11 protein-coding genes are annotated in these 12,651 nt (G+C 60.5%); 9 read left to right on the top strand and 2 right to left on the bottom strand.

Annotated features, from left to right (window positions below; all coding sequences use genetic code 11):
* The first annotated feature begins 22 nt into the window (after window positions 1-22).
* From fmt to KDX37_RS00035, 4 genes are all read left to right on the top strand, one after another.
* Window positions 23-967, top strand: coding sequence for a methionyl-tRNA formyltransferase (gene fmt / locus KDX37_RS00050; RefSeq protein ID WP_231650522.1), 945 nt, complete (start codon window positions 23-25; stop codon window positions 965-967).
* Window positions 964-2,289 (top strand): 16S rRNA (cytosine(967)-C(5))-methyltransferase RsmB, encoded by a 1,326-nt coding sequence (gene rsmB, locus KDX37_RS00045; RefSeq protein ID WP_231650521.1) that lies wholly within the window; start codon window positions 964-966, stop codon window positions 2,287-2,289. The genes fmt and rsmB overlap by 4 nt, the downstream gene beginning before the upstream one ends.
* Window positions 2,290-2,293: 4 nt before the next feature.
* Window positions 2,294-3,667, top strand: a complete 1,374-nt coding sequence (gene trkA / locus KDX37_RS00040) for a Trk system potassium transporter TrkA (RefSeq protein WP_231650520.1) — start codon at window positions 2,294-2,296, stop codon at window positions 3,665-3,667.
* Window positions 3,668-3,856: 189 nt separating this feature from the next.
* Complete coding sequence (locus KDX37_RS00035; protein ID WP_231650519.1) at window positions 3,857-6,220, top strand: FdhF/YdeP family oxidoreductase; 2,364 nt, start codon at window positions 3,857-3,859, stop codon at window positions 6,218-6,220.
* A gap of 100 nt (window positions 6,221-6,320) precedes the next feature.
* Here the strand turns inward: KDX37_RS00035 and KDX37_RS00030 are convergent, their stop codons facing one another.
* On the bottom strand, window positions 6,321-7,208 hold the full coding sequence (locus tag KDX37_RS00030; RefSeq protein WP_084916055.1) for a lysophospholipid acyltransferase: 888 nt from the start codon (window positions 7,206-7,208) through the stop codon (window positions 6,321-6,323).
* A gap of 38 nt (window positions 7,209-7,246) precedes the next feature.
* A complete protein-coding gene (locus KDX37_RS00025; RefSeq protein WP_231650517.1) occupies window positions 7,247-7,798 on the bottom strand; it encodes a DNA-3-methyladenine glycosylase I in 552 nt (183 codons plus the stop codon).
* 79 nt (window positions 7,799-7,877) lie between these two features.
* Here KDX37_RS00025 and glyQ point away from each other — a divergent pair, with 79 nt between their 5' ends.
* The 5 genes from glyQ to KDX37_RS29620 all read left to right on the top strand — a co-directional run.
* The gene (glyQ, locus tag KDX37_RS00020) at window positions 7,878-8,825 is read left to right on the top strand and encodes a glycine--tRNA ligase subunit alpha (protein ID WP_231650516.1); all 948 of its coding nucleotides are present in this window, start codon (window positions 7,878-7,880) and stop codon (window positions 8,823-8,825) included.
* On the top strand, window positions 8,822-10,876 hold the full coding sequence (gene glyS / locus KDX37_RS00015) for a glycine--tRNA ligase subunit beta (protein ID WP_231650515.1): 2,055 nt from the start codon (window positions 8,822-8,824) through the stop codon (window positions 10,874-10,876). The genes glyQ and glyS overlap by 4 nt, the downstream gene beginning before the upstream one ends.
* Window positions 10,877-10,883: 7 nt before the next feature.
* Window positions 10,884-11,441, top strand: coding sequence for a D-glycero-beta-D-manno-heptose 1,7-bisphosphate 7-phosphatase (gmhB, locus tag KDX37_RS00010; RefSeq protein WP_231650514.1), 558 nt, complete (start codon window positions 10,884-10,886; stop codon window positions 11,439-11,441).
* Between the two features lie 57 nt (window positions 11,442-11,498).
* A complete protein-coding gene (locus tag KDX37_RS00005; RefSeq protein WP_231650513.1) occupies window positions 11,499-12,269 on the top strand; it encodes a lysophospholipid acyltransferase family protein in 771 nt (256 codons plus the stop codon).
* A gap of 290 nt (window positions 12,270-12,559) precedes the next feature.
* A partial coding sequence (locus KDX37_RS29620; RefSeq protein WP_406641088.1) for a transposase occupies window positions 12,560-12,651 on the top strand: 92 nt, incomplete at its 3' end.

Raw genomic sequence — 12,651 nt, 5'->3', positions numbered from 1 at the left:
CTTTTTTCAGAACGAGAAGTCCATGACTGAGCCACTGCGCATCGTTTTCGCCGGCACCCCGGAATTCGCCGCCGAACACCTCAAGGCCCTGCTCGACAGCCCTCACCAGATCATCGCCGTTTACACCCAGCCTGATCGCCCGGCCGGTCGTGGACAAAAGCTGATGCCAAGCCCGGTCAAGCAACTGGCGCTGCAACATGATGTGCCTGTCATGCAACCGCCGACCCTGCGCGACCCTGCCGCCCAGGCCGAGCTGGCGGCGCTCAAGCCCGGCCTGATGGTGGTGGTTGCCTACGGCCTGATCCTGCCGCAAGTGGTGCTGGATATCCCGCGTCTGGGCTGCATCAACAGCCATGCTTCGCTGCTGCCTCGCTGGCGCGGTGCGGCGCCCATCCAACGGGCTGTGCAAGCGGGCGATGCTGAAAGTGGCGTGACCGTGATGCGCATGGAGGCGGGCCTCGACACCGGCCCCATGCTGCTCAAGGCCGTGACCCCGATCAGCGCCCAGGACACCGGCGGCACGCTGCACGATCGCTTGGCGGAGCTGGGCCCACCGGCCGTACTGCAGGCGATTACCGGCTTGGCAGACGGCTCGTTGGTCGGCGAAGTGCAGGACGACAGCCTGGCCAACTACGCACACAAATTGAACAAGGACGAGGCGCGCATCGACTGGGCTCGCCCGGCCGTTGAACTGGAGCGCCTGATACGCGCCTTCAATCCGTGGCCGATCTGCCACAGCACGCTGAACGAAGAAACCCTGAAATTACTGGCCGCTGACCTGGCTGAAGGGCAGGGCGTGCCGGGGACCATTTTGAGCGCCAACAAGGACGGGCTGATCGTCGCGTGTGGCGAGCACGCCCTGCGTCTGACCCGCCTGCAATTGCCCGGCGGCAAACCGTTGAGCTTCGCTGACCTGTTCAACAGCCGCCGCGAGAAGTTCGCTGTCGGCACGGTACTGGGCCAATGAACCCGCGCCTGGCCGCCGCCAAGGCCTTGGCTGCCGTCCTCAGCGGCAAGGCATCGCTGAACAGCTCACTGCCGACCCAACTGGACAAGGTCGACGCCCGTGACCGCGGCCTGACCCAGGATTTGGCGTTTGGTACGGCGCGCTGGCAGCCTCGTCTTTCAGCGCTGGCCGTCAAGCTGCTGCAGAAACCGTTCAAAGCGGCCGACGCTGACGTTGAAGCATTGCTGCTGGTCGGCCTGTATCAACTGTTCTACAGCCGTATTCCGGCCCATGCCGCAATCGGCGAGACCGTGGGCTGCGCCGACAAACTGAAAAAACCGTGGGCCAAGGGCCTGCTCAACGCCGTGTTACGCAATGCCCAGCGAGACGGCGCGGCATTGCTGACTGAGCTGGAACATGACCCCGTGGTGCGCACTGCTCACCCGCGCTGGCTGCAAAAAGCCTTGAAAGCGGCGTGGCCGGAGCAGTGGGAAGACGTCTGCGCCGCCAACAACGCGCACCCGCCTATGATCCTTCGGGTCAATCGTCGCCACAACAGCCGCGATCAATACCTCGAACTGCTGAAAACGGCGGGCCTGGACGCAAATGCGTGCACGTTCAGCCAGGACGGCATCGTGCTGACCGAGCCGTGTGATGTGCGCACATTGCCCGGTTTTGCCGAGGGCTGGATCAGCGTTCAGGACGAAGCCGCGCAACTGGCTGCCGACCTGCTGGAGCTGGCGCCCGGCCAACGTGTGCTCGACGCCTGCTGTGCGCCCGGCGGCAAGACGTGTCACCTGCTGGAAGTACAGCCGCAGCTGAGCGATGTGGTCGCCGTGGACCTGGAAGCCAAACGCCTGGTGCGAGTACGGGAAAACCTCGACCGCCTGGGTCTGGACGCCCAACTGATTGCCGCCGACGCCCGGGAAACCGCGCAATGGTGGGACGGCCAGCCGTTCCAGCGCATTCTGCTCGACGCGCCGTGCTCGGCCACCGGCGTGATTCGTCGCCATCCCGACATCAAACTGACCCGCCAACCCGAAGACATCGTGGCGCTGGCAGCCTTGCAGGGCGAGCTGCTGGACGCCTTGTGGCCTACGCTTCAAGTGGGCGGCATGTTGCTGTACGCGACCTGTTCGACGTTGCCGACAGAAAACACCGAGGTGATCGAGGCGTTTCTGGCCCGGACCTCCGGGGCACGCGAGCTGGACATCGCAGGCCAGTCGGGACAGCCGCCAGCCGGGATCAAGCAAAAACACGGTCGCCAACTGCTGGCCCAGCAGGGCGGTCATGATGGTTTCTACTACGCCAAACTGATCAAGATCGCGGCGGCAAGGGAGTAGTCAGTTGAAAATCATCATTCTGGGTGCAGGCCAGGTCGGCGGCACGCTGGCCGAACACCTTGCCGGTGAGGCCAACGACATTACGGTGGTCGACACAGACGGCGACCGCCTGCGCAATCTGGGTGATCGTCTCGACATCAGGACCGTGCAGGGCAAGGGCTCCTACCCCGCCGTGCTGCGTCAGGCCGGCGCGGACGACGCGGACATGCTGGTCGCCGTGACCAGCAGCGACGAAGCCAACATGATCGCCTGTCAGGTGGCATTCACGCTGTTCCACACGCCAACCAAGATTGCGCGAGTGCGTGAAGCGGCCTACCTGACGCGCTCCGACCTGTTCGACAACAGCGCTATCCCGGTCGATGTACTGATCAGCCCGGAGCAGGTCGTTACCCACTACATCAAGCGTCTGATCGAATACCCCGGCGCTTTGCAGGTGATCGATTTCGCTGACGGCAAGGCGCAACTGGTGGCGGTCAGGGCCTATTACGGCGGCCCGTTGGTCGGTCAGCAACTGCGCCAGCTCAAGACCCACATGCCCACCGTTGAAACCCGTGTCGCCGCGATCTTTCGTCGCGACCGGCCGATTATTCCCCAGGGTGATACGGTGATCGAAGCCGACGACGAAGTGTTCTTCGTGGCGGCCAAAGCCGATATCCGGGCGGTAATGGGTGAGATGCGCCGCCTGGACGAGAGCTATAAACGCATCGTGATCGCGGGCGGCGGCAACATCGGCGAGCGGCTGGCCGAGGCCATCGAGAGCCGCTACCAGGTCAAGATCATCGAGATGAATCCGGCGCGCTGCCGCTACCTCTCCGAGAACCTCGACAGCACCGTGGTGCTGCAAGGCAGTTCATCGGATCGCGACTTGTTGATCGAAGAAAACATCGGCAACACGGATCTGTTTCTCGCGCTGACCAACGACGATGAAGCCAACATCATGTCGTCGTTGCTGGCCAAACGTCTGGGCGCTCGCAAGGTCATGACGTTGATCAACAACCCCGCGTACGTTGATCTGGTGCAGGGTGGGGAAATCGACGTGGCGGTCAGTCCACAACTGGCGACCATCGGTACCTTGCTCGCACACGTGCGGCGCGGCGACATCGTCAGTGTGCACTCACTGCGTCGAGGCGCAGCGGAAGCCATCGAGATCGTGGCGCATGGCGACGCCAGATCCAGCAAAGTGATTGGTCGTGCCATCAGAGACATCAACCTGCCAACCGGCACAACGATTGGCGCCATCATCCGCGACGAAGAGGTCCTGATCGCCCACGACGTCACCGTGATTGAATCAGGCGACCACGTGATCATGTTTCTTGTGGATAAAAAGTACATCCGCGACGTCGAGCGCCTGTTTCAGGTGGGCTTGAGCTTCTTCTGAGCACCGGTCGGCGCCCAGTGCCGTGCCAGCCGGGCTGCAATGCGTCTGACTGACTGAACCTCAAAAAGCCTTCGGCGGTCGGGCACGCTCGTCGATTCTGGCGAATTTTCCCTTGAGCCTGTGTATCCCAAAAATACGCGCAACTGCTCAACAGGCCCACACAGGGCTTTATCAGGGAGAACCTTTTCCATGGCCAAACTCGCCCATTCCCAAGCACCTCTGCAAGGCTCACAAACTGACGGCCCGCCTGCCGGCGGCTGGGGCGCGCTGCGTTCGGTCACCAAACATCTGATGCACCAGCATGTGCTGATCCGCGGCAATCGTGCGTTGATGTCGATGAACAAACCGGAGGGCTTCGATTGTCCCAGCTGTGCCTGGCCCGATCCCAAGAAGCCGCACGCGTTTGAATATTGCGAAAACGGCGCAAAAGCACTGGCTTGGGAAACCACCACCAAGCGTGTCACGCCCGAGTTTTTTGCGCAGCACACCGTCAGCGAATTGGCCACATGGTCCGATCACGACCTTGAAGACCAGGGCCGCCTGACCGAGCCGATGCGCTACGACGCCGCCAGCGACAAGTACCTGCCGGTCAGTTGGGATGAGGTGTTTGCTGATATCGGCCATGAGCTTCGTCATCTCAGTGACCCTTGGAAACTGGAGCTGTACACGTCCGGCCGCACCTCCAACGAGGCGGCATTTCTGTACCAGCTGTTTGGCCGCCTGTACGGCATGGCCAACTTCCCAGACTGCTCGAACATGTGCCATGAAACCACTTCCGTCGCATTGCCCGAGGCAATAGGCGTCGGCAAGGGCACGACGTCTCTGGAAGACTTCGAGCAGGCCGATGCCATTTTTATCATCGGTCAAAACCCAGGGACCAACAGCCCGCGCATGATGTCCGAGCTGCACACTGCCGCCAAGCGGGGCGCGAGCATCATCTCGTTCAACCCGCTTCGCGAGAAGGCACTGGTGCGTTTCGCCTCGCCACAGAACCCGCGCGACATGATCGGTCGCCGTGGCGTGGAGATCAGCTCTCAGTATCATCAGGTCAGAACCGGCGGCGATATGGTCGCCATGCAGGGCATCTGCAAGGTCGTGATCGAAGCCGATGACGCGGCGCAACGAGAAGGTCGCCCGCGGGTTCTGGATGTGGCGTTCATCGACGAGCACACCCACGGCTTCGAGCAGTACGCCGACTACTGCCGAGGATTGTCCTGGGACATCATCGAGCGTCATTCGGGCCTGAGTCGTCAGGCGATTGAAGACGTGGCGGCGGTTTACATGCGTTCCGAGCGAGTGATCTGCTGTTGGGGCATGGGCGTTACCCAGCACAAGCGTGGCGGCGATGCGATGCAGCAGATCATCAACCTGTTGCTGCTGCGCGGCAATATCGGCAAACCGGGCGCTGGCGCCTGTCCGATCCGTGGGCATTCCAATGTGCAGGGCGACCGCACCATGGGGATTTACGAGAAAGCCCACGAACCTTTTTTGGCGAGCATGAGCAAGGTGTTCGGCTTTGAAGCCTCACGTAAAGGTGGCCACGATGTGGCCGAGGCGTGTGAAGCACTGCTGCGTGGCGAGGTGGAAGCGTTCATCTCGATGGGCGGCAACTTCTTCCGGGCGATCCCGGACATCGACATCGTTTGCCCGGCCGTGAGCCGCCTGAAAATGACTGTCCTGGTGAATACCAAGCTCAATCGCAGCGCCACGGTGCACGGCCAGAAAGCTTATTTGCTGCCCTGCCTGGCGCGCTCGGAAACAGACCTGCAGAACGGCGTGGCGCAAACGGTAACGGTCGAAGACTCCATGTCGATGGTGCACGGCTCGACCGGTATGCTGGAGCCAGCCTCCGAGCATTTGATATCTGAAATTGCCATTATTGCCGGGATGGCCAAGGCGACATTGCCGCCCAACCCCAAAGTGAACTGGGACAGCTATGTGGGTGACTACGCGCGCATTCGCGACAAGATTGAAGAAGTAATGCCCGAGCAGTTTTACGACTTCAACGTACGCATTTGCCAGCCGGGCGGCTTTCAGTTACCCAATGCCGCCAGGGTCCGCAAATGGGACACCGACACTGGCAAGGCCAACTTCCTGTTCCCGGCAGGGGTCTACGACGAAGACGACACGCCGCCGGGCGCCGATCATCTGCAATTGATGACGATCCGCAGCCATGACCAGTTCAACACCACGGTGTATTCCAACGATGACCGCTATCGGGATATTTATGGCGACCGCATGGTCGTGATGCTCAACCCCGAAGACATGGCGAGGCTGGACCTGAAGGCTGGCGATTACGTCGAGTTTCAGACCGCGTTGGACCTCAAAACAGAACGACGGGCAGCTGGCTTCAAGGTCGTGCCGTTCGATGTACCTGCAGGCTGTTGCGCTGCGTATTACCCGGAGACCAACGGCTTGCTGCCCTTGGCCAACCGCGACAGCCGCAGCAATACACCTGCGGCCAAGTCAGTACCCGTCAACCTGGTCCGCATGAGCCCACAGGCGGCTCAAGCCGCAGTAGAGCGACGCGGACTGATTGCGGCGGCGAGTTAGGCAGAGGCATGCTTGCTTGCGCAGGCCGGTGACCCGCCAGAACATCTCTGGCGGATGCACCGGCAACCTATCTTTTACGGGCCGCTGCGCAGACGGCTACTCAGTACCAGCGCGCTTCGCCTGCCGGGCGTTTCTTGAAGCGTTTCATCGTCCACATGTACTGGCTTGGGTAGGCCCGCACATACTTCTCGACCACCTTGCTCATCGCCGCCGCCGAGGTTTCGGTGTCGGTGCTGTACATGGCTTCAGGAGCCGCTTCCAGCACCACCTTGTAGCCTGAGCCGTCCGGCAGGCGCATGGCATGCAGGAAAACCCCGACCGCCTTGCCGCCCGCCAGCATGTTCGGCACAAACTTGCTGGTCAGCGCCTGAGTGCCGCAGAACGGGACGAAGATACCCGCTGACTCAGCCGGCTCCGGGTCCGCTGGAATGCCTACCGAGCCGCCTTTACGCACTTCCTTGATAACGCTGAGGATGCCCTCCTTGGTAGACGCTGCAACGCGGTTACCCAGTTGCACTCGCTGTTTACGCAGCAAGTCATCGACCGCCTTCAACTTTGGCGGACGATAGAAAATGATCGGCTTGCACTGGCTGCAATAGAAGTGATTCAGCACTTCCCAGTTGCCCAGGTGGCTGGTGATACCGACCACGCCCTTGCCGGACGCCAGCGCATCCTTGAGCACGTCGAGCCCTTCGACTTCGCGAACCAGATTGATCGATTTCTGAGCAGGCCAGATCCAGGCACAAGCGCTTTCGGTCAGCGTCTTGCCGATGTCCATCAGGCTGCGACCCACGAGTTTCTCCAGCTCCGGCTCGCTCAGCTCAGGAAAACACTTGGACAGATTGATCCGCGCCACTTCACGTGACCGGTTGGGAAGCTTCCACATCAACCAGCCGATCGCGGTGCCCACCCACTGCACAGCTCGCCATGGCAACAGAGCAAACAACCGCAACGCCCCGACCATTACGGCGCCTTTGAACTTATCCACAGAACACTCCCAGATTCTCGAGGCGGGTATTGTAACCGTCAGCGGCTCAGGATCGCGTATCGATCGCAATCCACAGTGTGGTCCATGACCATACCGCTGGCCTGCATGTACGCATAACAGATGGTCGGACCGACAAACGTGAACCCGGCTTTCTTCAATGCCTTGCTCATGGCCTCGGCCTGAGCGGTAATGGCCGGTACTTCGCTGCGGTCCTTGAAGTGGTTGACCTTCGGCGTGCCGTCGACAAACGACCAGAGCAGGCCAACCGGGTCGGGCAGCGCCAGCCAGGCCCGGGCGTTGGTGCGGACCGCCTTGAGCTTGAGTCGGTTGCGGATAATCGTCGGATCGAGCATCAACGCATCGATTTCAGCATCGGTGAGTTGCGCCAGACGCTGGGCATCAAAGCCAAACAAAACCTCGCGATAACGGGCGCGACGCTTGAGAATCGTGATCCATGAAAGGCCCGCCTGGAACCCTTCGAGCAAAAGCAACTCGAAGAGCTTCTGCGCATCGCGCAGCGGCACGCCCCACTCCTGATCGTGATAAGCGATGTAAAGGGGGTCTTCGTTGCACCAAAAGCAGCGTGTCATAGGGCTCCCAAGGGTGGACGTGCAGCCGAATCGGGTATACTCCCGCTCTTTGAATCGCAGCCCAGCACAGGTGAAATTTGTGAGCCAGCCTACGCCAGCCGTGCGTACCTTCCAAGACTTGATCCTCGCCCTCCAGCAATACTGGGCAGAACAAGGTTGTGTGGTACTTCAGCCCTACGATATGGAAGTAGGCGCCGGCACCTTCCACACCGCCACGTTTCTGCGCGCCGTAGGCCCGGAAACCTGGAACGCCGCTTACGTACAGCCAAGCCGTCGCCCGACTGATGGCCGCTACGGCGAGAACCCGAACCGCCTGCAGCACTACTATCAGTTTCAGGTGATTCTCAAGCCGAACCCGGACAACTTCCAGGAACTGTACCTGGGCTCGCTCAAGCACATCGGCCTCGATCCACTGGTCCACGACGTGCGTTTTGTCGAAGACAACTGGGAATCGCCGACGCTGGGCGCCTGGGGTCTGGGCTGGGAAATCTGGCTCAACGGTATGGAAGTCTCGCAGTTCACCTACTTCCAGCAAGTCGGCGGCATCGAGTGCTACCCGGTGACCGGCGAAATCACCTACGGCCTGGAACGTCTGGCGATGTACCAGCAGGGCGTGGATTCGGTCTACGACCTGGTCTGGGCTGACGGTCCGTTCGGCAAAGTCACCTATGGCGACGTGTTCCACCAGAACGAAGTGGAGCAGTCGACTTACAACTTCGAACACGCCAACGTCGACAAGCTGTTCGAGCTGTTCGATTTCTATGAAAGCGAAGCAGCGCGCCTGATCGAGCTGGAGCTGCCGTTGCCGGGCTACGAAATGGTCCTCAAGGCCTCGCACACCTTCAACCTGCTGGATGCGCGCCGCGCCATCTCCGTGACCGCGCGTCAGCAATACATCCTGCGCGTGCGCACGTTGGCCCGCTCGGTCGCCCAGGCCTATCTGCAAGCCCGAGCCAAGCTCGGCTTCCCGATGGCGCCGCCCGATCTACGCGATGAAGTGTTGGCCAAGCTGGAGGCAGCGCAATGAGTGCTCAAGATTTTCTGGTCGAACTGGGCACGGAAGAACTGCCACCCAAGACCCTCGTTTCCCTGGCCGACGCATTCCTGGCCGGGATCGAAAAAGGCCTGCAGTCCGCTGGCCTGACCTACAGCGCCAAGCAGGTCTACGCCGCACCGCGCCGTCTGGCCGTGCTGATCACCGCGCTGGCCACTCAACAGCCGGACCGCAGCGTCAATCTGGACGGCCCGCCGCGTCAGGCTGCTTTCGACGCTGATGGCAACCCGACTCAGGCCGCACTGGGCTTCGCCAAGAAATGTGGCGTGGACCTGAGCGAAATCGACCAGAGCGGTCCGAAACTGCGCTACAGCCAGAGCATCGTCGGCAAGCCGACCGCATCGCTGCTGCCGACCATCGTCGAAGACTCGCTGAACGACCTGCCGATTGCCAAGCGCATGCGCTGGGGTGCACGCAAGGAAGAGTTCGTGCGGCCGACCCAATGGCTGGTGATGCTGTTCGGCGACCAAGTCATTGATTGCACGATTTTGGCGCAGAGCGCTGGTCGTCATTCTCGCGGTCACCGCTTCCATCATCCGGAAGACGTGCGCATTTCCTCGCCTGCCGGCTACCTCAGCGATCTGCGTGCCGCTTATGTACTGGCCGACTTCAATGAACGTCGTCAGATCATCAGCAAGCGCGTCGAAGAGCTGGCCACCCAGCAGGAAGGCACCGCCATCGTGCCGCCGAGCCTGCTGGATGAAGTTGCTGGCCTGGTCGAATGGCCGGTTCCGTTGGTGTGTTCCTTTGAAGAGCGCTTCCTCGAAGTGCCTCAGGAAGCCCTGATCACCACCATGCAGGACAACCAGAAGTACTTCTGCCTGCTGGACGTCGACGGCAAGTTGCTGCCGCGCTTCATCACAGTGGCCAACATCGAGAGCAAGGACCCGGCGCAGATCATCGCCGGTAACGAGAAAGTCGTTCGTCCGCGCCTGACCGATGCCGAGTTCTTCTTCAAGCAGGACAAGAAGCAGAAGCTGGAAACCTTCAACGAGCGTCTGAAAAACGTCGTGTTCCAGGCCCAGTTGGGCAGCGTGTACGACAAGGCAGAGCGCGTTTCGAAGCTGGCAGCCTACATCGCGCCACGCATCGGTGGCGATGCTCAACGCGCAGCGCGCGCAGGCCTGCTGTCCAAGTGCGACCTGTCGACCGAGATGGTCGGCGAGTTCCCGGAAATGCAGGGCGTTGCCGGTTACTACTACGCCAAGGCTGACGGCGAGGCCGAAGATGTCGCGCTGGCGCTCAACGAGCAGTACATGCCACGTGGCGCAGGTGCCGAGCTGCCAACGACGCTGACCGGTGCGGCAGTCGCCATCGCCGACAAGCTGGACACCCTGGTCGGCATCTTCGGTATCGGCATGCTGCCAACCGGCAGCAAAGACCCGTATGCGCTGCGTCGCGCCGCACTCGGCATCCTGCGGATCCTGATCGAGAAGAAGCTGGACCTGGACCTGATCGATACCGTGAAATTCGCGGTCACTCAGTTTGGCGCCAAGATCAAGCCAGCCGGTCTGTCGGAGCAGGTTCTGGAGTTCATCTTCGACCGTCTGCGTGCACGCTACGAAGACGAAGGCGTCGAAGTTGCCGTGTACCTGTCGGTTCGTGCCTTGCAGCCGGGTTCGGCACTGGACTTCGATCAGCGCGTGCAAGCCGTTCAGGCATTCCGCAAACTGCCGCAAGCCGCTGCGCTGGCTGCCGTGAACAAACGCGTGTCGAACCTGCTGAGCAAGGCCGAGGGCAACATTGCCCAGACGGTCGAGCCCAAGTATTTCGACAACGCCAACGAGTTCTCGCTGTATTCGGCAATCCAGCAGGCAGACCATGCGGTCCAGCCAATGGCTGCCGGGCGTCAGTACAGTGAATCGCTGGCGCGTCTGGCCACCTTGCGTGAGCCGGTCGATGCGTTCTTCGAGGCCGTCATGGTCAACGCGGAAGACGCCAATGTGCGCGCCAACCGTTATGCATTGCTGGCTCGTCTGCGCGGCCTGTTCCTCGGCGTTGCCGACATCTCGCTGCTGGGCTGACAAGGGGTTGATGTTGAAACTGCTGATTCTCGATCGGGACGGAGTGATCAACCATGACTCCGACGCTTATATAAAGTCGGTGGAGGAGTGGATTCCCATTCCGGGCTCGATCGAGGCCATCGCAGCGCTGAGCAAAGCCGGCTGGACGGTGGCCATCGCCACCAACCAGTCCGGCATTGCCCGAGGTTATTACGACCTGGCCACCCTGGACGCCATGCACGCTCGTTTACGCGAGCTGGTGGCAGAGCAGGGTGGCGAGGTTGGTTTGATCGTCTATTGCCCGCACGGGCCAGACGAAGGCTGTGACTGCCGCAAACCCAAACCCGGTATGTTGCACACCATCGCCCACCATTACGCAGCAGACCTGAAGGGTCTATGGTTTGTGGGCGACAGCAAAGGTGACCTGCAGGCTGCTTTGGCCGTCGATTCACAGCCAGTGCTGGTGATGACGGGCAAAGGGCGCAAGACCCTGGACGGCCAGGTGCCAGCCGGCACTCTGATTTTTGACGATCTGGCGGCGGTTGCCGCAGAGCTTATCCACACTAGCGTTTCGCTGAACACTTAGTTCTCGCGCTTCAGAACGCTCAAGGAGCGGGCACCTGCCCGTACGGTAAACGTAACTATGTCGATCTTGCAGGCAATCAGGACTTTCTTCTTTTACCTGTTGCTGGGCACCAGCTCGTTGCTGTGGTGCACATTGAGCTTTTTCATCGCGCCTTTTCTGCCATTCAAAGCCCGTTATCGCTTCATCAATGTCTATTGGTGCCGTTGCGCCATCTGGCTGACCCGCGTCTTTCTGAACATAAAGGTTGAGGTAACGGGCGCGGAGAACGTGCCCAAAACGCCATGCGTGATCATTTCCAATCATCAGAGCACATGGGAAACGTTCTTTTTGTCAGCGTACTTCGAGCCTCTGAGTCAGGTGCTCAAGCGCGAGCTGTTGTACGTGCCGTTCTTTGGCTGGGCAATGGCCATGCTGCGCCCGATCGCGATCGACCGTGACAACCCGAAAGCGGCGCTACGGGAAATCGCCAAGAAGGGCGATGAACTCCTCAAGGACGGCGTCTGGGTACTGATCTTCCCGGAAGGCACACGCGTGCCATACGGTCAGGTCGGCAAGTTCTCGCGCGGTGGTACGGCACTGGCAGTGAATGCTGACCTGCCAGTGCTGCCTATCGCTCACAACGCTGGCAAATACTGGCCGAAAGAAGGTTGGGGCAAAAAGCCCGGCACCATTCAGGTTGTCATCGGCGCACCGATGTTTGCCGAAGGCACCGGTCCTCGTGCCATTGCCGCACTGAACGAGCGCGTGCAGACCTGGAACGAGGATACCCAGCGTGCCATGGGCTCACCGGTCGCGCCCGCAGCGGTCAGCGAAAAAGTACCTGCCTGATTTTGTGGATAACCTGTGCACGCTTTTTGGATAAACGGTAAAAAAACGCCCTAACCAACTGATTTCATTATTTATTTCTTAAAGCCATCAATGACCCGAAAACGTGCATAAGTTTTGGTGATGTCTTGAAAAGCGACCTTTTGAGGTCGTTTTTTTTTGCAAAAAAATACATTTATACCGCAGGTCATGCGTAAGCGGCCAGCGAACACACCTTCAGAAATCCGGAATTAAGGGCGATGGTGTCCGCCTATTTTTAAGCGGACGCGATCACCCTTATCGCCAGGATTTCCATGCGCAAACGAAGCTCCTATCCCAAACCCTTCAAGGCCCAGGTTGTGCAGGAATGCCTGAAACCCGGTGCCTCAGTTTCCAGCGTCGCCAT

The sequence above is a fragment of the Pseudomonas californiensis genome (assembly GCF_021147775.1).
Lineage (GTDB): Bacteria > Pseudomonadota > Gammaproteobacteria > Pseudomonadales > Pseudomonadaceae > Aquipseudomonas > Aquipseudomonas californiensis.
Note: the sequence above shows the minus strand (reverse complement) of the source record. Positions and strands in the feature narration are given on the sequence as shown.